This is a genomic window from Pseudonocardia sp. Ae717_Ps2, assembly GCF_001932475.1.
Lineage (GTDB): Bacteria > Actinomycetota > Actinomycetes > Mycobacteriales > Pseudonocardiaceae > Pseudonocardia.
In genome coordinates this window covers 13,789-33,323 of record NZ_MCIS01000011.1, presented here as the reverse complement: position 1 = coordinate 33,323, position 19,535 = coordinate 13,789, and the positions used below count along the sequence as shown (strand labels likewise).

The 19,535-nt window shown below is 72.4% G+C and carries 21 protein-coding genes and 1 pseudogene; 8 read left to right on the top strand and 14 right to left on the bottom strand.

Translation table 11 applies throughout. The annotated features are described in order from the left end of the window. Positions 1-90 precede the first annotated feature (90 nt). Complete coding sequence (locus Ae717Ps2_RS32330; protein ID WP_075334776.1) at positions 91-891, top strand: serine protease; 801 nt, start codon at positions 91-93, stop codon at positions 889-891. A 33-nt stretch (positions 892-924) separates the two neighbouring features. On the opposite strand, the gene Ae717Ps2_RS32325 is transcribed toward Ae717Ps2_RS32330, so the two are convergent. The 12 genes from Ae717Ps2_RS32325 to Ae717Ps2_RS32275 all read right to left on the bottom strand — a co-directional run bounded on the left by Ae717Ps2_RS32325 (position 925) and on the right by Ae717Ps2_RS32275 (position 11,226). Then, on the bottom strand, positions 925-1,629 hold the full coding sequence (locus tag Ae717Ps2_RS32325; protein ID WP_075334775.1) for a nuclease-related domain-containing protein: 705 nt from the start codon (positions 1,627-1,629) through the stop codon (positions 925-927). A gap of 75 nt (positions 1,630-1,704) precedes the next feature. Beyond that, positions 1,705-1,986 carry a hypothetical protein gene (locus Ae717Ps2_RS32320; RefSeq protein ID WP_143510841.1) on the bottom strand — a complete coding sequence of 94 codons (282 nt, stop codon included), beginning with the start codon at positions 1,984-1,986 and terminating at the stop codon, positions 1,705-1,707. 74 nt (positions 1,987-2,060) lie between these two features. Beyond that, on the bottom strand, positions 2,061-2,591 hold the full coding sequence (locus Ae717Ps2_RS32315) for a hypothetical protein (RefSeq protein ID WP_075334773.1): 531 nt from the start codon (positions 2,589-2,591) through the stop codon (positions 2,061-2,063). A 387-nt stretch (positions 2,592-2,978) separates the two neighbouring features. Beyond that, the gene (locus Ae717Ps2_RS32310; protein WP_143510839.1) at positions 2,979-3,362 is read right to left on the bottom strand and encodes a hypothetical protein; all 384 of its coding nucleotides are present in this window, start codon (positions 3,360-3,362) and stop codon (positions 2,979-2,981) included. Continuing rightward, complete coding sequence (locus Ae717Ps2_RS32305) at positions 3,359-3,649, bottom strand: hypothetical protein (protein ID WP_075334771.1); 291 nt, start codon at positions 3,647-3,649, stop codon at positions 3,359-3,361. The genes Ae717Ps2_RS32310 and Ae717Ps2_RS32305 overlap by 4 nt, the downstream gene beginning before the upstream one ends. A gap of 595 nt (positions 3,650-4,244) precedes the next feature. Beyond that, entirely contained in the window at positions 4,245-4,373 is a 129-nt protein-coding gene (locus Ae717Ps2_RS39960; RefSeq protein WP_255407986.1) for a hypothetical protein, read from the bottom strand. Between the two features lie 349 nt (positions 4,374-4,722). Then, on the bottom strand, positions 4,723-5,055 hold the full coding sequence (locus Ae717Ps2_RS32300; RefSeq protein WP_075334770.1) for a hypothetical protein: 333 nt from the start codon (positions 5,053-5,055) through the stop codon (positions 4,723-4,725). After that, positions 5,052-5,873, bottom strand: a complete 822-nt coding sequence (locus Ae717Ps2_RS32295; protein WP_075334769.1) for a ParA family protein — start codon at positions 5,871-5,873, stop codon at positions 5,052-5,054. The genes Ae717Ps2_RS32300 and Ae717Ps2_RS32295 overlap by 4 nt, the downstream gene beginning before the upstream one ends. Further along, entirely contained in the window at positions 5,870-7,597 is a 1,728-nt protein-coding gene (locus tag Ae717Ps2_RS32290; protein WP_075334768.1) for a ParB/RepB/Spo0J family partition protein, read from the bottom strand. The genes Ae717Ps2_RS32295 and Ae717Ps2_RS32290 overlap by 4 nt, the downstream gene beginning before the upstream one ends. Before the next feature lie 73 nt (positions 7,598-7,670). Continuing rightward, a complete protein-coding gene (locus Ae717Ps2_RS32285; RefSeq protein ID WP_143510837.1) occupies positions 7,671-8,879 on the bottom strand; it encodes a hypothetical protein in 1,209 nt (402 codons plus the stop codon). 551 nt (positions 8,880-9,430) lie between these two features. Beyond that, on the bottom strand, positions 9,431-10,381 hold the full coding sequence (locus Ae717Ps2_RS32280) for an SUMF1/EgtB/PvdO family nonheme iron enzyme (RefSeq protein ID WP_075334766.1): 951 nt from the start codon (positions 10,379-10,381) through the stop codon (positions 9,431-9,433). Between the two features lie 47 nt (positions 10,382-10,428). Next, the gene (locus Ae717Ps2_RS32275; protein WP_075334765.1) at positions 10,429-11,226 is read right to left on the bottom strand and encodes an aminotransferase class IV family protein; all 798 of its coding nucleotides are present in this window, start codon (positions 11,224-11,226) and stop codon (positions 10,429-10,431) included. A 115-nt stretch (positions 11,227-11,341) separates the two neighbouring features. Between Ae717Ps2_RS32275 and Ae717Ps2_RS32270 the strand changes: the two genes are divergently transcribed. Then, positions 11,342-11,557, top strand: a complete 216-nt coding sequence (locus Ae717Ps2_RS32270; RefSeq protein WP_075334764.1) for a hypothetical protein — start codon at positions 11,342-11,344, stop codon at positions 11,555-11,557. Positions 11,558-11,580: 23 nt separating this feature from the next. Here Ae717Ps2_RS32270 and Ae717Ps2_RS32265 read toward each other — a convergent pair whose 3' ends face one another. Next, entirely contained in the window at positions 11,581-12,339 is a 759-nt protein-coding gene (locus tag Ae717Ps2_RS32265; protein ID WP_075334763.1) for a GntR family transcriptional regulator, read from the bottom strand. A 216-nt stretch (positions 12,340-12,555) separates the two neighbouring features. On the opposite strand from Ae717Ps2_RS32265, the gene Ae717Ps2_RS32260 reads away from it, so the two are divergent. The 6 genes and pseudogenes from Ae717Ps2_RS32260 to Ae717Ps2_RS32235 all read left to right on the top strand — a co-directional run bounded on the left by Ae717Ps2_RS32260 (position 12,556) and on the right by Ae717Ps2_RS32235 (position 17,349). Continuing rightward, positions 12,556-12,816 carry a WhiB family transcriptional regulator gene (locus Ae717Ps2_RS32260; protein ID WP_075334762.1) on the top strand — a complete coding sequence of 87 codons (261 nt, stop codon included), beginning with the start codon at positions 12,556-12,558 and terminating at the stop codon, positions 12,814-12,816. Continuing rightward, positions 12,816-13,466, top strand: coding sequence for an RNA polymerase sigma factor (locus Ae717Ps2_RS32255; protein ID WP_075334761.1), 651 nt, complete (start codon positions 12,816-12,818; stop codon positions 13,464-13,466). The genes Ae717Ps2_RS32260 and Ae717Ps2_RS32255 overlap by 1 nt, the downstream gene beginning before the upstream one ends. Before the next feature lie 100 nt (positions 13,467-13,566). Continuing rightward, a pseudogene (locus Ae717Ps2_RS32250) lies at positions 13,567-14,109 on the top strand (hypothetical protein); the annotation flags it as partial. Positions 14,110-14,513: 404 nt separating this feature from the next. After that, complete coding sequence (locus Ae717Ps2_RS37670) at positions 14,514-14,843, top strand: hypothetical protein (RefSeq protein ID WP_158071611.1); 330 nt, start codon at positions 14,514-14,516, stop codon at positions 14,841-14,843. Further along, a complete protein-coding gene (locus tag Ae717Ps2_RS32240) occupies positions 14,840-16,582 on the top strand; it encodes a type IV secretory system conjugative DNA transfer family protein (protein ID WP_075334759.1) in 1,743 nt (580 codons plus the stop codon). Before Ae717Ps2_RS37670 ends, Ae717Ps2_RS32240 begins: the two co-directional genes overlap by 4 nt. Beyond that, on the top strand, positions 16,579-17,349 hold the full coding sequence (locus tag Ae717Ps2_RS32235; protein WP_075334758.1) for a hypothetical protein: 771 nt from the start codon (positions 16,579-16,581) through the stop codon (positions 17,347-17,349). The genes Ae717Ps2_RS32240 and Ae717Ps2_RS32235 overlap by 4 nt, the downstream gene beginning before the upstream one ends. Before the next feature lie 1,382 nt (positions 17,350-18,731). On the opposite strand, the gene Ae717Ps2_RS32230 is transcribed toward Ae717Ps2_RS32235, so the two are convergent. After that, entirely contained in the window at positions 18,732-19,496 is a 765-nt protein-coding gene (locus Ae717Ps2_RS32230) for an AAA family ATPase (protein ID WP_083702711.1), read from the bottom strand. Positions 19,497-19,535: the final 39 nt, after the last annotated feature.

Sequence of the window (19,535 nt, the reverse complement as noted above, 5' to 3'; positions counted from 1 at the left end):
CCGACATCGGAGCTGATGGAATGCGTCCTGAACGACCTCAGCCCGGAACGGCGCCGTCGGAGGTCTCGACGTGGGTGGAGGGTATCTCGGATGAGCTGGACCGGAGCGAGCAGCGAGCGGACCACGCGGTGGGTGTCGCGGGCGGGCGTCCTGGCCGCAGTGCTCGCAGTGCTCGGCGTCCTCGGGGTGATGGCACCCGACGGGAGCGCGCAGGCGGCCGAGCCGGCGGCGCAGCAGCCGGCGAGTACCTCGACGGTCGGGTGGCTGGTGAGCTCGGGTCAGGCGTGCACCGCCACCGTGATCTCCTCGACCTCGCGCAGCCTCGCGGTCACCGCGGCCCACTGCGTCTACCGCGGAAGCGACTGGCAGCTGAACGGAGCGCGGTTCCTGCCCGGGTACCGGAACGGGACGGCCCCGTACGGCCAGTGGACGGTCCAGACGGCGTGGGTGCCGACTGCGTGGCAGCGCGGCGGCGGTGCCGCCGGCGACCGCGGCGGGCAGCCCGTCTCCGACGTGGCGTTCCTGCAGCTGGCCCCCGACCAGGACGGGCGCCGGGCTCAGGATGTCCTCGGCTCGCAGGGCATCCGGTTCGACGAGCGGGCGGGTGACGAGGTGACGGTGCTGGGCTATCCGGGCGCGCGCGGGTTCGACGGCGAACGCCTGGTCAGCTGCGCCGGGGAGACGACGACGATCCCGATGGACGACGGGGACGCCGTCGGCGTCGACTGCCGCTCGGGCGAGGGCGCGTCCGGTGGACCGTGGATCGCCGGACAGGACGCCGACCGCGCTGTGGTCGCGGTGATCTCCAGCGGCGAGAGCGACCGCGTGTACGGGCACCTGTTCGACGCCGCGACCGAACGTCTCTACCGGCAGGCCGACCAGGCGGGATGACCCGTGGCTGACCGTGGGATTGACACGCACGCGTCAACGGGGCGGGGCGGTGTCCCAGGTGGTGGAGCGGCGAGCGACGTCGAACAGCGCGTCAACGCAGTCGGGGTCGAGCTCGGGGCGCAGCGCGCGCAGGCTGTGCAGCAACCGCTCGGTCATCACCACGCTCGCCCCGGGCGGGTAGCTGCGGGCGGTGAGCCGGCCGCCGACGACCACCACGAACGGCCGGACCGAGATCTGCCGGATGCTGGCGGGGAGTGCGGCTTGCAGCAGCGCGGCCGCGCGGGAGGCCTCGCGGCGCGCCTTCGGTACGTAGTCGGTGCGGCGGCCGTTGAGGGTCAGGTCGTCGCCGTCGAGGCGCAGGCGCCCGGTGCGGTGGTGCTTGGTGTTGATCGTGACCACGCCGGGTGGGCCGATCAGGACGTGGTCGATGTCGCCGCGGATCCGGCCGTGGCCGTCGCCGAGCGGGACGGAGTGCAGGACCCGCCACCCGGGCCGGCGACCGCGTAGTCGTGACCATCCCCTGACCTGGGTGAGTTCGGCGAGCAGATCGGCGACCTCGGCCTCGCCGTCCGCGCCGACCCGCCACGACCGGTCCGCTCCCGCGCCCTGGGCGCGGCGTCGGCGCGTGCTCTCATGGAGCACTCCCGCGCCGGGCAGGGTCGCGGCCAGGTCCACCCACCCGCCGTGGCGGCCGCCGCCGTCATCGTTGTCGTCGGGCGCTGGCCAGTGCGTGCTCATTGGGTCCTCCCCCGGGTCCCACGGTGTGGCGGGCACGCTCAGTGTGCGGGCGGGCGCCGACGGGCCGTGGCGGATTCACCAGGTCGCCGCCGCTGCGGTGCGGTCGCGCGGGAGGACGTCGTCGACGCCGGACAAGTCCAGCCCCCCGGGCCGGTCGTCGTCGAGGCCGGGCCACGCGATCACCTCGATGTCGTCGACCTCCAGCCGGTACTCCTGGCGCCGGCCCTCCCGCAGGGCGAGCTCGTGCACCGCGTCGATCGCGCGCCGGCGCACGGTGCTCCAGTCGTCGGCCGCGCCGGACGCCGTCCAGGTGGTGTTCTCGGTGCCTGCTCGCAGGACTCCCACTCGCCAGTTCATGACCTGAGCGTGACCCGGTCGGCCCGGCCGCCCCAGCGGCCGGGCCGATTCGTGGCCGCGTTGTCCACATCCGGCTAGTCGAGGTCCGGGCTGTCCACAGCGAGCAGGTTCGCCGCGGCCCGCCACCCGTTGAGCATCGTGGTGTAGGCGGCGGCGTCGCACAGGTCCCAGGTGATCGGCCCGACCTGCAGGCGCAGCATGGTGGGCAGCTCGGACCCGGCTCGGGTAGGGATCAGCCCGCCGGTGAGCTTCGGCGCGCCGCCCAGCTGGACCATCGCCGCGACCGACCAGGGCCCGGTGGCCATCACTCCGCGACGGCGCCCGGCCAGGAACGGGACGAGGGCCGCTGCCTGCGGCGCGGCCGATGCCCAGGCCTGTTCGACCAGTCGGGCGGTGTAGTGGGTGCGCAGGTACACCAGCACCATCCCCAGCGAAAGTCCGAGCTGGCGGTCCGGTGTTCCGGCGTGGCGCAGGTCCAGCCGGGTCGGGACCCGCCCGGCGACCCGCACCGAGAACCCCATCACCTGGGCGGCGCCGCCCCGGCGCTCGAGCTCTTCGGTGTCGTGGTCGTCTACCTGCTGCTTGTGGTGCTGGCTGCTGTTCATGCTGGCCCTCCCCGGTCGTCGGGCCTGTCGGCCCGGGTACCCCTTGCGGGTGGCGGGGCGCTGTACCCCGCCGCCCGTGAGGGCGTCCCGGCACGCCCGGCGAGGCTCGCGGTCAAGGGCGGCCGCCAGGCCGTCGCGCAGCGACGCGGAGCGCCCTTGACCGGGAGACCGGGCGTGCTAAGCCACCGGGCCGTCAGGCCCCGCCGCAGGCGGTCCGCCGAGGTTCTCTTGGCCTCGCGCGGCCGTGAGCGCGGCCTCGAACTCGATGTTCGCAGCGGGTAGTGGGCACTCCGGTTGTGCCGAAGTGCCGTTGCAGGGTGCTCGCCGTCACGGGGCGGCTCTCGGGCTCGTCGCCGCAGGCGACGCGCAGAACCCTGTTGCCCGCGCTCATCGGCGCTGCTCCGGGATCCGGGCGGGTGCGTCGAACAGGCCTGGGAGCTCGTCGTCGGCCTGGCGGCGGGCGTCGCGGGTCTGGGCGGTCTCGCGCCGGCGGGCGCCGGGGATCTCGTCGGAGAGGTGGGCGACCCACGCCGGGAGCGGGCTGCGGTCCAGGAGGGCCTTGGCGATGACTCGTGACGGGCAGTCCCTCCGGGTGGTGGTGGCTCGCCAGTCGCAGCGCGGGCACTGGCTGATGCCGGGGCTGTCGTGGTCGACGAGGACCTGCAGCTGTGTGGTGCGCCCCGAGGGCTCGCGCAGCCGGGCGTCGACGTCACCGGCCTGTGGTGTCGGGTCCGGCACGTCCCACTCCAGGGCGGGTCTCTCCCGGCTCATGACCGGCACCCGGCCGCGACCGCACGCTGCCCGGCCTCGGTGAGCTCGTAGCGCCACTCGCCGATCCCGGCGGCGGGGTCGATCTCGACCGGCTCGGTGATGCGGCCGCGCGCGTCCGGGCACAGGACCGATCCGTCGCGGTGGGAGAACTCCGGCGCCTGCCCGGCCGCGGCCGGCCATTGGATCGGCGGCTCGGGTACCGCGGTGGAGCCGCAGCCGGGACAGACCAGGTCTTCGGCTCGTACGGCCGTGCTCACCGCGCTCGCGGTGCTGCTCGTGGCGCCCATGACGACCTCCGTCGTGGTGGATCGGATGGGCCGGTCGGCCCGACCCCCGGGTGGCGGCGTCTGCCCCGCCACCGCGCCGTCAGGCGCGCGCGGCCTCGGAGGCTCGCCGTCAAGGGCGGCCCTCGGGCCGTCGCCGCAGGCGATGCGCAGCACCCTTGATGGGGAGGGAGGCCGTGCTCAAACTCGGGCTGGGCGGCCCTGAGCCCCGCCGCAGGCGGGTCCAGCAGAGGGCCCTGGCCGGCGCGGCCGTGAGCGCCTTCTCCGGTGCGGGAGGCCTGCCGGGGCGTTCGCGGGGCACCGGAGCGGGAGATCCGGGGGGTCGACGTGGGCGCTTCCGTCGGAAGCATCGGAGGCGCTATCCAGGTCGCGACTGGACCGTCTCGGGAGCCGGGGATGGCGTTGTGAACGACATTCACGATGAGAACCGTGCTAGCGGGGTTCTGTAGTCTTAACGCGTACGGCTAACAAGTTCCCGCACTGGCGTCGTCAGGGATCGTCGCCAGCGGGAAGTTGAGGAACGTGCCGGGCCCCGAACTCCAGCGGGAACTGGAGCCGGGGTCCCGACACCCACCGCCCTAGGGCGGTGGTGCACCTCCTACGGGAGGTGCTGGGACAGGGCGTAGATCACCCACGCGATCCGGAACGCCCATCCCGCCACCGCCATCAGCCTGGCGACTGCCGGGCTGATGGCCGGTTTCTTGCTGGACTTGCGATGACGTGCCATCGCTCCTCCTGCACCTCTCCGGTTGTCCGCCGGAGATCCGCGGTCGAGCCGGAGGTCCCGGCGTCGCCGGCCGACGTCGGGGCGAACCCGTGACGCGCGACCCGGCGCCCGCCGCCCGACGTCGGGACGGACCCGCTCCGAGCGACCCGGCGTACCCGCGAGGTGCACTGCCCAGGGTACCGACGGCCGCCGACGCGCCGCGGCCGTGATCGCCCCCCGGAGCGGGCGCGGCCGAGGATCGTGCAGCGACTACGCTCGTGTCCGACCGGCCCGCCGGGCCGGTCGGACACGGGCTACGTCGCAGCACGACCAGGTGCCGACCACTGCCTCGCTGTGATTCGAATCACATCTACCGGGGGTCCGGCGGCTCTCCGATGCTACGGCCGGGCGGGAGCGCGCGCGGGTCGTCCGGCCAGGGCCGCCCGTCGTTGTGGCGCTCGGCGAGCCGGGCAGCGTGCTGTTCGACGGCCTCGGTCAGGAACTGGCGCAGGGTGAACCGCTCGCCGGTCGCGCGGGTGACGCCGTTGCACACCGAGCGAGCCAGCCGGCGGACCGAGGGCCGCACGCTGGTCTGCAGCACCACCCACCCGGCGCTCCCTGCTGCGCCGTCGTCGTCGGGTCGGGCCCTTCCGGCGGAAGCACCCGCGGCGTGCTCGGGGTCCGTCGGGCGCGGGTCGGTCACCGGGCGGCGCCCGCGCCGCCGGTGACGACGCCGGCGGCCAGGAGGTGGTCGACGACGGCGGCGAGGTCGGCGGTGACCTCCTCGCGGGGCGCGTACACCGACAGCGGCAGCTGGGCGCTGTAGGCCTCGGGGACGCGCACGGAGCGGCGCACGGGCGGGGTGACCAGGTCGCCCCATCCGTCACGGACCTGGTCGAGGACGTCGCTGTAGTAGCGGCCGCCGCCGCCGGGGACGATCGACGGGACGACGGCGGCCAGGCGCAGCGTCGGGTTGTAGGCCTGGGCGACCTGGCCGACGGTGTCCTCGAACGCGGCGACCGCGCCGGCCTCCTTCTCCATGGGCGCGAACACGGTGACGGCGACGTCGGCGGCGACGAGGGCGGCGACGGTGACCGTGCTCAGGGAGCCTGGGCAGTCGATGAGGGTGATCGCGGGCGGTGCCGGGTCGGCGGCGATCGCCATGCGCAGCTTCTGCTCGCCGCCGAGGATCCGGGACAGGGTGACGTCGGCGCCCTCCATCTCGGCCCGGCGGGCCGGGACGACGGTGAGGTGTTCGACGTCGACGACGGGGCGGGCCGCGTCGGCGAGGGCGGCGCCGGTGAACAGGACGTCGCTGACGGTGGGCTGGCCCTGCGGCTGGTCCGCGGCTGGGCGGGGGTCGAGGGCGTGGCCGAGCCAGTGCGAGGCGTTGGCCTGGGCGTCGAGGTCGACGACGCGCACGGAGCATCCGAGGAACTCGGCGAGCCGGGCCGCGGCGTTCACGACGAACGTGGTCTTGCCGGCGCTGCCGCCCTGGTTGCCGACGGCGATCACGGTCATGCCGGGGATCCTTCCGGGTCCGGAGTGCTTCCGCCGGAAGCGCCCGCCGCGGCGGGCTCGTCGGCGGCGGGGGCGGGGGCGAGACGGCGGTGGTCGTCGTCGGTGAGCTCGTAGCCGGCGACGGCGGCCAGGCGGCGGACGTGGCGGCGCGCCCGCTCCGGCCAGTCGGCATCCCGGCCGTCGCGGCCGTCACGCGGCCACCACATGGGGTGCGCGATGAGGTGCTCGGCCTCGGCGAGGGCGACGGCGACGGCGGCCCGGCGGGCGCGGATGCCGCCGAGGGCGGCCTCGCGGGCCATCCAGAACCCGACGATGTCGTCGAACGCGTCGGCCAGCTCGGGCTCCAGCCCCTCCTCGAGCGCGGCGAGGTCGACGCCGCACCACTCGGCGGCGGTGGCCGCGAACTCGTAGGGCTCGACGGTGTAGCTGACGAGCAGCGTGTCGGCGAGGATGTCGCCGGCCAGCTCGGCGTCCAGATCCCCGGCGACGAGCCGGGCGCAGGCCTGGGCGCGGGCGTCCGCGGCGAGGCGGGCCCGCTCCCGCTCGGCGGCGGCGTCCCGTCGCCGCCGCTCCTCCTCGTCGCTCAGCCCTCCGCCGGCTCCGGGCCCGGCCGGGCCGGGGTTGGTGGTGCTTCCGCCGGAAGCACCACCAACCGTGCCGTAGTGGTCGTCGGCCGGGTCGCGGGTGTAGTAGCCGACGAACGCGCGCTGGCCGTGGCGGGCGACATGGGCAAGGGCGCCGTCCGGTAGCGGCGGCGCCCCATCGGCCACGCGGGCCTCGACGCCGGGAACGGCGAAGTTCGCCCCGAGCTGGTGGCGGTAGTGGTCCCGGCCGAACTCGGCGGCCGGGTCGTCGATCAGCTCGATCCCGGCGGCGCGCAGCTGCTCGCGCAGCCGCCCGGCGAGGGCGTCGGCCTCGGCGACGGCCAGGCGGTACTCGACGACGCCCCGCACCCCGCGCCAGGTGTCGCGCTGGGCGTCGGACCAGGCCGCGGCGATCTCGCCGTCGGGCAGCTCCAGCAGCCGCAGCGCGTCGGCGACGGTGAGCGCTCCGGAGCCGAGGGCGGCGGCGACCGGTTCGGGGAGCCGGAGCAGGGACAGCCGCTTGTGCACCTGACCGGCGCTGACGCCGGTCTCCTTGGAGATCCGGCGCTCGGAGAACCCGCGGCCGCGCAGCCGACCGAAGGCGCGGGCCTCCTCCATCGGCGTCAGGTCCTGGCGCTGCAGGTTCTCCACCAGCATTGACACGACGGCGTCATCGTCGCCGGCGAGCTCGTCGCGGACCACGACCGGGACCGTCGGGGCCGCGGCGAGCTGGGCGCCGGCGAGACGGCGGTGACCGGCGAGGATGACCCACTCGGCTCCGGCATCCAGCTCGACGTCGGGGCGGGCGGCGCCGAACGCGGCCCGGCTCACGACGACGAGGGGCTGCAGGACTCCACGCTCGGCGATCGACGCGGCCAGCGACGTGACGTCGCCGAGCGCGTCCCGGACGTTGTCCGGGTGCGGTGCCAGCGCCCCGAGCTGCACGTCGAGGACCCGCTCCCCCGCGCCGGGCGGCTCTTCCACGGCGGCAGCGAGGGCGCCGAGGATGCCGCCGCTCTGCGGCGGGGTGCTTCCGGCGGAAGCACCCTCGGTCGGCTGCTCGGTGGCGGCGCCACGGCGCCCGATGCGGCTGCGGGCGTCGCCCTGCAGTCCGCGGGTGGTCCTGGTTCGTGCCGTCATGTGTGCGCTCCGCCCGCCGTCGACGACTGCTGTCCATCATCCGGGTCGGTGCTTCCGCCGGAAGCACCGACCGTCATTGTATGTATTGTACGTATTTCTGGGTCGGGGTGCGAGCCGGGGTGCTTCCGCCGGAAGCGGCCGTACGCTCCGCCGCGGTGATGCGGCTCGCGAACAGGGCGCGGGCGGCCTCGATCCCGCGCCGGCTCGCCGGGAAGTGCCCGCCCGCAGGGGCCGCTCCGCAGACTGCTGTCCCGCCGACTCCTGCGAACCGTGCGTTCCGCTCACGGCGCTCGTCGGGATCTACCGCGCCGAGCTCGGCCGGGATCTCGTCGAGACGCCCGCGCCACGGGGTGAGACGGAATCCGAGGACGCGGAGCGGGTCACGCGCGTTGCGCAGGGCGTCGCCGCGAGGCTCGCTCGGCCGGTCGGGATGGTGGTCGATCGCGTGCAGCAGCGCGGCGATGCAGGCGCTGTCGCGCCACCACGGCGTGAGGAGGCCGTGGGCTCGGTGCAGCGGCACCCGGCCGGTCAGGCCGACCCGCTCCAGCAAGGTCCGGGTCGCGGCGGTCCGTTCGGACGGAGTACGGGCCAGGTCCCGGGCCGGCCACGACGGCGGCCGGGGTCGTTCGTCGTGGCGGCTGTTAAGCCCTCGTGTTTCGCCGAGGGTTAGGTCTCTAACGCAAGATGCGGGGGGGTTGCCAGGTTCATCAACAGGCTGGTCAGGTGGGCTCCAGGAGGACGGTGGTGGGACACCGGTGGGGAGGGTGAACACGTAGGCGGGGGAGCGGTTGCGGTCGGTGCCGAGGAACTCGGCTGTCGCCCCGGTCTCCACGCACACGAGCAGCTCGACGTCGTAGGCCCAGGCGAGCAGCCGGGACACGGTGCGCTCGCTGACGCCCGCACGGGCGGCGAGGTGGGCGCGGGTGACGCCGGTGATCAGACCGGTGCTCCAGTCCATCCCGGCCGTCAGGGCGGCGCACAGCGCCAGCCAGGACCGCCGTCGGTCGGCCCGCCAGAGCTCTTCGTCGACGAGCTCGGCGGCGCGGGTGAGCGCGGCTCGCTGGTCGGTGAGCACGACGCGGCCGCGGGGGACGCGGTGGCGCCAGCCGGGGTGTACGGCGAACTGGCCTGCGGCGACCCGCCGGGCGGCGCGGCCGCGGCCGTAGGCCAGCCGGCGGGCGTTGCGTGGCGGCCGCGACCGGGTGGGCCGGCGTCCTATCGGAGCGGCGGGGGCGCGTTCGTGGGTCGGACACAGGTCGGCGTCAGGGGTGGCTGCAAGCACCGCCTGGCCGCCGGCGTAGCAGGTCGAGCACCAGCCGACCGGCTCGCTAACAGTTGTTTGGTGTCGTGCGTGCGCGTCGGGACGCGCAGGGGTTATCGTGGGCACGCGAAAGCGCCCCTTCTCCTGGCAAGGGTGTGGGGAACGTGCTCCGGTTCGCCGGGGCAGCGGCGTCCGTCCGGATGGCAGTCCAGACGGCGCGAGAACGGATCCGAGGCGGCCCCTGTGGCGGGGGCCGCCTCGTTCTCGTTACGAGGCCTTCGTCAGGGGCAGGCCTCCTTGTGGCCCGTACGGAACACCGACTAGCTCGGCTAGTGCTTCGCCGACGAAGTCGTTGAAGGTCATGCCGCGGCGCGTGGCCTCGGCCTGGAGCGCTCGGCGAAGCTGGACCGGTACGCGTGCGCGGACTTCCTCGCGCTCACCTTTGCTCGGAGGTCCCGGTTTCCTGCGCTCCATGTCGCGGATCATGCCGTCTCTGCGCGCAGAGACGGCTGTCGACACGCCGGTTTCTGCGCGCAGAGATGAACCGAGGGGCTGCTGCACGTGATCGCGGTCTATCGCGTGCTGAGCTGATCGGCTCGGCGCGCTACGCACCGGAAACCGGTGTCGTCGTCGTACATGTCGGCTGAGGCGTCGTTGAAGTTCGACGGTGTGCATCGCGCGAAAGGGCTGGTGAACGCGCTGCCCTTCAGCTGGTAGCGGCCCGCGGTGGTCTCGTCGGAGCACCACTCCCAGGTGTTGCCGCAGAGGTCGTAGACCTCGTACGGGCTGACGCCGCTCTGGTACCGGTCCACTGGGGTGGTCGCGTTGATGCCGCCCTCGCGCACGTTGCACTTGGCCGGAGTGAGCCGGCTTCCCCACGGATAGAGATCACCGCGGATGCCGCGGGCAGCCTTCTCCCACTGGACGCCGCTGGGTAGGGATTTCCCGGCCCAGTCCGCGTACGCGGCCGCGTCGTGCCAGGTCACGAAGACCACCGGGTGGTCGGCGAGGTCGCCGGCGGCCGCCGCGGCATCCCAGGCGTGAGGAGCCGGACGGCCGGTGGCGGCGAGGAAGCGTGCGTAGTCGGCGTTCGTCGTCGGGTAGACGTCGATGTAGAACTCGGGAAGCCAGAGCGGGACGTCGTTGCTGGGGCCGCTGATGAACACGCCCTCATCGACGCGCGCCATCAACTTCCCGTCGCGTGGGTGACGAACCAGCCGGTCGAGGTCGACGGCGACCTCCTCGGTCGCCGCGTCCGCGTCGGCGCTGGAGGGGGTCACATCCACAGCCACCGGGCGTGCGCTGCGGGCAAACCGGTCCTGCTCGGCCTCGGTGGAGATGTCGAGAAACGTGTCGAGCGCGCTCTGGTTGACCGGCCGCGGGACGGTGTCCTCGCCGCCGCCCTCCCACTTGGCGACCATCCGCTCGCTGACGCCGATCTTCGCCGCGAACTCCTGCTGGGTGAGGCGTTTCGCATCCCGGAGCGCGCGGATCAAGCGTCCGTTCCAGACGTCGATGGACACGCGAGCCATGGCTACTTGGCACCTTCGGGGATCGGTCGGACCGGAGGTCACGACCGTACGGTGCGGGCCACCGGCTCAGGCGGGATTTCGGCGAACTCGTCGCGCAGCACCTCGATGATCGGGTGCTCGGTGGGGAAATCGACCGTCTCGATAGCAGCGAGCGCTCGCACGCCGACGGTGACGTTGGTGGCGAATGCCGCCTGCATGGTGCCGACCTCGTCGAGGGTGACGGGTCGGATCACCGTGTCGTCGTGGACCTGCTGGAGCAGGGTCATCGTGATTCCGGGTAGGACCGCTGCGTCCGGCCAGATCACGTTCTCCCCGTCGTAGAAGCCGACGTTCCACGTCGCGCCCTCGGAGAGCTGCTTGGCGTCGTCGCAAAACAGGACGTCGTCGAAGCCGCGGAGTTGTGCCGAGCGTCGATGCGCGAGCGCGCCGAACAGGCCGATGTGCTTGGCCTCGGGGAACTCGCGGGTGTAGGGCGCGACGCCGGCACGGAGCGGTGGCGCGGGGAGTGCCACAGTCGGCCGAGTGGTCACGAGAACCTGCGGGTTGGCGCTGTCGCCCGGATGCCCCATCTCCAGGGCTGGGTCGTAGACCGTCACCCGGACGTTGAAGGAACCGGATCGGCCCTCGATGGCCTGAGCGATGTAGCCGTGCACCATCCCGCGGTCGAGGTCCACGCCGAACACGGTGCGGCAGTCGCGGACCAGGCGTTCGAGGTGGTGGGTGAGGCCGCGGACCGCGCCGTCGTCGACCCGCATGGCGGTGTAGTGCCCGTAGTTCGTCAAGGCGAGGGCCTGGAGCTCGGCGGCTGTCGCCGGCCGTCCGTTCAGCTCGGTCATGGCGTGAGCGTGACACGCTCGAACAGCCGTAGGGCCCCGAAGTTCAGGCGGAGTTCGGTGCGCCTGCAGGGCGAGGACGTTCTGGTCGGACCGGCGGTCGCGCACGCTCTTAATCATGGACATCGTCGCGGCGCTCATCGTGTTCTCGCTGATCGGGGCGGTCATCTGCGTCAAGGCGCGAGCTGCTGCACCTGCGCTGTTCTTCGGCGTCGTGGCGGTGGTGCTGTTCTGCATGACCCCGCTGGGATCCGGGCTCCCGGGCGCTGCGGCAGACGTCGCCGGCTGGATCGGCGACCATGGCGCCTCTGCAGTTGAGGCCGATGCGACGTGACGCCCGGGCGGTGTGAGTACGCGCTACTCGGCTGGGAGCTCGTAGACCAGCTCGTACCGGTGGCCAGTGATCGTGATGTCGTTCAGCTCAACCGCCCGCTCGCCGGACCACGCGATTCGGCGGAGCCGATAGACAGGCTCTCCCGGGCTGACCTGCATCTCGCGGGCCTCCTGCTCGGAGGCCCTGCCGATTCGGACGCGCTCCGTGTAGCGGGTCAGCTCGTAGCCAGCCTCTTCGAGCCGAGCGTAGATCCCGCCGGGGCCGGAAGACTGCTCCTCGATAAGCGTGCCCGCAGTGATCGAACGCGGCAGGTAGCTGGTCGCAAGCTGGAGAACCTCTCCATCTCCGCGCATGATGCGCTCGCGTACACAGACCTCGGTGCCAGCGTCGAGCCCGAGCGCTGCGGCGACCTCATCCGGGGCTGTCTGAAGTCGGACGTCGTTGCTGACGTCCGGCTCGATGCCCGCCTCGTGGCAATCGGTGGTGAACGCCCCCCGTCCTGCTCGTCGCTCCTGGCGGGAGAGTCGGTTCCGAGTCGAGCGCACGATCGAACGCTGCTCGCGCACGATCCAGCCGGCGGTCGAACGGGCAACGAGGTAGCCCTCATCGCGCAACTGGTGGGTGGCCTGGGCGATCGTCCGGTTGTTCGCGGCGTACTCGATCGCGAGCTGCCTGACTGTCGGCAGCCACTGGCCGGCCTGGAACTCGCCAGCTTCCAATCGACGACGCAGGTCAGCGGCGACCTGTTGCCAGGTCGTTCCGCGTTCTGCGTTCGGTGCCATCCGCGCACCGTATCCCGCTCTTGTCGTACGCCAAACGAGGGGGATGCTCGTGTCGACTATTGCTTGATGTACATCAAGTCTGCAACTCTCGACAAAGCTTGATGTACATCAAGCCGATGCTGGCAATGGCCTCGATTCGTGACGACGGCCTCGGCAGGGATTGGGCCCCTGCCGAGGCCTGGGCCGGACTCAACCAACGCGAGGGAGAGATGACCCATGGAGAGGTTCCCAGACTGGCGAGAGGCTGTCTGTCGCGGCGAGGACCCGGAGCTGTTCTTCCCCGTAGGGACGAGCGGCCCGGCGATGCTGCAGATCGCCGAGGCCAAGTCGGTGTGCCGACGGTGCCCGATGACCGGGCAGTGCCTGGCGTGGGCTCTGGACTCCGGCCAGGACGCCGGCGTGTGGGGCGGCATGAGCGAGGACGAGCGCCGCGCGCTGAAGCGCCGCGGGGGTCGCACTCGCGCGAGGACCGCGTGATGGCGGCTGCCGAGACCACCGCGGCCGCGGTACTGGTGGGGGAGCGGTTGGTGAACGTCGCCGACCTGGTGCGCCGGATCTGTGTGTCCCGCCTCGGCGTCGACGACGGCGCGGACGCCGCCCAGGAGGCGATGCTGCGGCTCTGGAGGGCCGTGCAGCGTCCCGAGTTCCGCGCGGAGGGTCTCTACGGCTACGCGGCCGCGGTGGCCCGCTACGAGGTGCTGCGCACCTACGGCCGCCGCGACCGGCACCGCCACGTCCGGCTCGGCGAGGCGGCCGAGCACGTGGTCGCCGACCCGGCGCCGGCCCTGGCCGAGCGGGTCGAGCAGAGGCTGGACGCGGCGGCCGCGGTGGCCGATCTGGCCGCCAGGTTGTCGCCCCGGCAGCGGGCGGTTCTCGCGTCGAGCCTCGCGGCTGACTGGGACACCGACTCCGTCGCCGAGCTGCTGTCGCTGACCCCGTCCGGGGTGCGCTCGTCGCAGGTCCGGGCGATGGCGCAGCTGCGTGCCGCGGCCGGGGTCGCATCGCCGAACCCGCTGGCCTCGCCGCTCAGCGAGAGCGCCCGGAAGCAGCGGCGCCGAGCGGCGGCGCACGACCAGGAGCCGATCGACGCGGGACGGCAGGAGGTGCTCTTCGATGTCGCTGCCTGACACTCACGAGCAGAACCTGGCGGCCGACGTCGCCGGGATCGAGTTGACACGTCAGCGTCAACTCCTCGAGGAGGCCTCCGCGGCTGACCGGCCGGCGCCGGTGTCCGGCGCCGCGCGCCGCCTCGCTGTGGAGGCGGCCGAGGCGGCGCAGGTGCGGGCGTTGTCGACCGACCCGGACGTGGTGGCGCTGCGCATCGAGCGGGTCCGTGTGCAGGTGGACCGGCTCGCCTGGTCCGGGATCGTCCTCGGCCTGGCCTTCACCATGACCAACGTCCAGGCGTTCGCCGCGGCCGGGCAGCCGGCGTGGTCGCCGACCTGGATCGCGGCCTGGGCGCTGGACCCGATGGTGTCGCTGGTGCTGATCGCCGTGCTGCGCGCCGAGCAGGTCACCGCCCGCTGGCAGGTCACTCCCGGGCCGTGGGTGCGCCGCGCCCGCTGGACCACCCTGGCTGCGACGTACGTGATGAACACCTGGTCGGCGTGGGCCGCCGGGATTCCGTCGCAGGTCGTCCTGCACTCGGTGCCGCCGCTGGTGGTGTTTGTGGCTGCCGAGGCGGTCACCGGCCTGCGCGAGGCGCTCACCCTGGCCGTGCTCGCCGCGGCGGCCGCCGGCACACCGCCTCGCACCGCGGCATCACCGGGTACCGAGGGCGCGGGCGGGTCCGGCGGAGGCACCCCGGAGACTGCTTCCGCCGGAAGCACTCCGGAGCTGCCGGCCGCCCCGACGCCGGACCAGCTGGAGGGGACACCCGCACAGGCCGAGGGATTCGAGCTGGACCCCCGCGTGCGGGAGCTGGCCGAGCTCTTAGTGGCCGGGGAGCCGATCACCGGTGCCCAGGCGGGTGCCCTGCACGCCGTGTCGGCCCGCTCCGGACGGCGTCTGCTTGCCGCGGCGCAGGACGCCGTCGGAGCCGGTGTCGTCACGGCCGGGCGGGCAGGCGCCAAGGGTGCTTCCGGCGGAAGCACCCCGACGGCGAGCGCCTCGCGCGGCGACGAGGAGACCGACGAGGACGAGCCGGTGCTGCTGTCCGTGGCGGGGTGGTCGTGATGCGTGCCGTCACTGGGCGTCCGGCCCACCGTGCGGGGTGGTGGCTGCTGCTGCGCCGCGTCTGGCCGCTGGGGGCGCTGCTCGTGGCGGGGGTGATCGTGCTGGCCTCGCCTGGGCTGCAGGCCCTGCTGACCGTGCTGATCTGGGCGTCGTGGCTGCTGATCGGGGTCTGCGCGGTCACGTCGTCGCCGCGGGTCCGTCACCTCGGGCTCCAGCTGGTGGTGGCGGGCGGCCAGGTCGGCGCGGCGGTGCTGCGGATGCTGCTGGTCCAGTACCGGAGGCTGCGGACCCGGGTGCGCGGCGAGCTCGCGGCGGGGGAGCGGTCGTGACCGGCGCGGCCGTGCGGCGCCTGTCCGGCGGACCGCCGCAGCGCACCGAGCACGAGGTCCGGGCGGTCGAGGTCCGCGTCGGCGCGGCCGGTGCGGCGGCCGCCGTCGGGTCGGCTGTGCTGGGCGCGGCGACCGGGGTGCCGCTGGTGGACGCGATCGCGCTGCTCGGCGGGGCCGCCGGGTCGGTCACCGCCGCGGCAGCGGCCTGCCATCACCGCTACTACTTCGAGCCGAACCGCCGGTTCCGTCGCGAGCTCGGCGGGCCGGCCGGGTGGCTCGACGAGCAGGACCTGCGATCGACCGCCGGCGCGGACGCCGTGCGCCAGTTGGCGGTCGGGACCTGGGGGGAGCGGGACCCGTGGGCGCACCACGTAGCGGTGTCCGGGTGGGAGGCCGGACGGCTGGTGTCCGGGCCGCGGCGGCTGCGCGGGCGGCGCGTATACAGCCCGTGGGCGCGTGGGATCGGGATACTCGGCCCGCAGGGCTCCGGCAAGACTCAGTACCTGATCCGGATGCTGCTCGACGCGCCGGGCGCGGTGGTCGCGCCGTCGACCAAGCCCGAGCTGGCGGAGGCGACGTTGGCGCTGCGCGCCGAGTCCGGGCCGGTGTACGTGTTCAACCCCGGCCGGCTCGGCACGCTCGAAAACACGTTCCGCTGGAACCCGGTCGCCGGCTGCGCGGACCAAGCGATCGCCGACAAGCGGGCGTGGGCGCTGGTGCGGGGCGGCACCCCGCCCGGCGGGAGCGAGAGGCAGGAGTTCTGGTCGCTCAAGGCCCAGGAGATCATCCGCTGCTACCTGATGGCGGCGGCGTTGTCCGGGCGCGGGATGGACGCGGTGGCGGCGTGGGCGAACCGGGACGCTGTGATCACCTCGGAGGAGCGCCGGCGCGGCACGACCGCGGATGACCCGGCGCAGATCCTGCGCGGTCACGCCCGCGCCGGCGGCCCGGTCCCGCCGGGCTGGGTGGAGACCCTGGAGACCCACCTGGGCGCGGCGCCGAACACGAAGACCGGGTACTTCGCCACGGTCACGCCGTCGGTCGGGTTCATGGACAACCCCACCGTGGCCGAGGCCTGCCGCCCCGGCGCCGACGAGCTCGACGTGCACGCGTTCCTCGCCGGGCGCGGCACCCTCTACATGATCGGCGGCTCCGGCGATCGCCGGTTGGCGCCGCTGCTGACCGCGCTGACCGAGCACCTGTTCGACGAGGCGCAGCGGGTCGCCGCCCGCTACGGCGGGCGGCTGCCGACGACGCTGGCGTTCCTGCTCGACGAGGTCGCCAACATCACCCCGGTCCCGCTGGACCGGTGGGCGGCGGACTCGCGCGGCTGGGGGATCACCGTCTGCGCGGTGCTGCAGTCGTTGGCGCAGCTGGCGACCACGTGGGGCCGCGACGCCGGGCACGTCATCTGGGAGAACCTCCCGACCAAGGTGATCCTGCCCGGCGTCGCGAACCCCGACGACCTGGACCACCTGTCCTACCTGGGCGGACAGCGCTGGGTCGCCCGCGAGTCCGAGGGCGCGTCGATCGGCGCCGACGGCCGTCATGGCCACTCGGTGTCCACTCAGCGCACCCGCGAGCCGGTCATGGCCGGGGACGTGATCTCCCGGATGCCGGCCTGGCACGCCTATGTTCTCGGGCTGGCCCGGCATCCTGCCGTCGTGCGCTACGAGCCCGGGTACCGCCTCGTCGCCCGCGCCCGCGCGGCCAACGGAGTCGGAGCAGGCCGCGGATGAGCGACGACAACGGCCAAGACATCAGCCCCGAGGACAACGGCCCGGACCCGGCGACACCGGGGCCGGGCCGACGGGCGCGGGCGAACCCGCGTGACCGCGCCCGCGACGAGCTGCTGGCAGCGCTGGACGCCCGCGGCCGACGGCTGGACGAGACCGTCGCCGAACACGCCGACCTGATCGGGCAGGCGCTGCCGCGGATCGACACCCTCGGCGAGCGGCTCGGCGAGCTCACCGGCCGGGTCGACGAGCTCGCCGGCGCCGAACCCGCGCCGCCGCCCCCGAACCCGCCGGTGCACTGGCCGGAGCTGACCGCGGAGCGGGCGCGTACCGAGTGGGACCGGCTTGCCGGCTGGATCGCCGAGATCCTCCAGCCCTGGTACGGGATCACCCGCGGGGAGCTACCCGACTGCTGGGCGCTGCACCCGCGCGCCGTCGTGACGCTGTCCTGGCTGCGCACCGCCTACGTTGCCGCCTACCTGCCCACCGCCCGCCCGGACGCGGCAGCCGAGTGGCACACCCGCTGGTACCCGGCCGCGCTGACCGAGGTCGACGCCGCGATCCCGGCTGCCTGGTGTCGCCCCGGCATCCACCGGGTCTACGCCCCCAACGAACGCCGTGACTGGACAACCCGCCCGGCCGAACCACACGAGTCCACCACCGGCACGGTCAAGGTCATCACCGACCCCACCAGCCAGCGGTACTGGGGACAGTTCTGCGACCAGGCCATCAGAGAGGACCTCGCGCGCCGGTCGGCCGCCAGTCGGTAGGTCCGTTGCGTGCCCGCACCCCGGAGTGCTTCCGCCGGAAGCGCCCAGCATCGGGCGGTCCGCTATCGGCCGGTGTCCACCGGGCGGACCGACGACGTCGCGACAGATCTGCGACGATGAGGCGATGAACACGCTCTGTAATTGCCCAGGTGCACTGAGTTAACAGGTGCGGTTCGAGATCCTCGCTGGCTCCTGCAGGAGATCCGGGGCAACCACCTCCTCGCCGAGGCGCCCTGGGGGGGACCCGCTGGCCGGACATGCAGGGCCCCAATAGACCTAGTGAGTCGACGCCTAGCCGGGATTGAGCCGCACATCCCCCGTTCGGCCCAAAGGGAAGATCTGAACGGGGGTAACGCCATATACGATTTAACACACAGTCGCAATAACGGGCACTGAATGTGCGATAGATCGTTTTACTCGCCACGTGAGATTGTCTCCCTAGTCCTCACTAGGGAGATCAGATGCGCACACCACGGCGGATGGCATATCTTTTTACAGCTGCAGCGGCGTCGGCATTAGCCTTGGTCGCAGCTCCAGCGACGGCCGATTCTCTCGCTTCTGCCGCGTCAGCCGCTGCCCCGAAGGGCAACTGCGGCGGAGGAGTGCAAACCTACCGAATGACCGGACCTATCAATGCATGGGGGGGTCCGAGTGACCGGAGTCAACCTAACAGGGCAGCTTGGTCTTAGGACCGGCAAATTCTACGTAAACATCGACTCGCCAACAGACCCGGACTTCAGCCGGATCATTCCGTTCGACGAGTTCAATTCTCCCAGTGCATACCACACGATCAACGGGCCGACTGCCAGAGTCTCGGTCCACGTCGAGCCAACTGACCCACCGACCGGTCGCTCTTGTAACTACAGCTTCGTGGCCGAGTACCCTGGACCTACGTAGCCAAGTACCCTCGACCGTAGAGGGTCCTCCAACAGCACTGCCGAGCGCGCACGGATGGGGAGGCCCACACCCGTCACGGCCGGAGGATACATGCCGTTAGGTGCCGCGCTGCACCAGCTCAAGGAGCTGAGCAACGCCTCGCAAGTCGCTCTGCAGAATCATTCAGAATCTGAGTGCGAGATCCGTTCTGAGACATTCGAGGAGGCTGCTCGCTCCTTAACGATAGTGCTTCACCACATCGGAGCACTTGCGGGCGAGGTAGGCCTAGAGCTTCCTCACCACCGCAATGATGCGCAGGACGAGTGGGCCGATTTCATTGGAGCGCTCGACCACAGTCTACGGGCGTCAACAAGGCTGCGGATCGCACTTCGAGGCGGGGAAAGCGAGATCGAGATACCGAGTAATTCAGGCCGGTGGATCGGACCACACTAGTCCGATACCGAGACTCTCGCGCCGCAGCAGTTCTCCCCAACCAGTGTCAGTATTCAAAAATGTCGAATAAATGATTCCGGATCGGAGAGAAAGGCTCGAGTCAAAGCGACTACGTCCGCGGTGTTGTAGTCGACCTCGTCGATCTGGCCAGCGGAGTCGATTTGCAGAATCCGCGCGCCCGGCAGAGCGAGCAGAATTGGCGAGTGTGTAGCGACAACGAACTGCGAGCCGTGAGCGACCAGCTCTGCCATTCGAGCGAGCACCGCCATCGCCCCGGTAGGCGACATGGCGGCCTCCGGCTCATCAAGGAGGTACAGCCCCTTGGGCCGGAAGCGGTGACTCAACAGGGCCAAGAACGCCTCCCCGTGCGACCGGCCGTGCGGGGACCCGCCGAACGCTGGGAGAAGCGGCGGGCCGCCTGGCCCGTCATCGAGCCGCTCAAGCTCGGTGGCGACGTTGTAGTAGGACTCCGCACGCAAAAAGAATGAGCTGCGTTCCCGGCCCGGACGGCGAGTGACCCGTAAGTACCGACCAAGATCGGACTCGCTAGCCCTCGATGCGAATCGGAACGACCGCGAACCGCCTTCAGGGTTCAGCCCGAGCGCAACAGCGAGTCCTTCGACCAGGGTTGACTTACCTGAGCCGTTCTCTCCGACCACGAACGTCACGCCAGGCGCCAGGGCCAAACCACCCCGGCGCCGGAGGCCGTCGACGGCAGGCAGATCGAACGGGTAGCCCTGGCTCGGGGCGTCGACCTCGATAGCAACGCGGCTGATGAAGTGCCCGGCTCGGCGATCCGCGCGCACGCTGCCCGACACCCCCGAAGACTAACCGCAGAGTCCAGACCAAGTACCTCG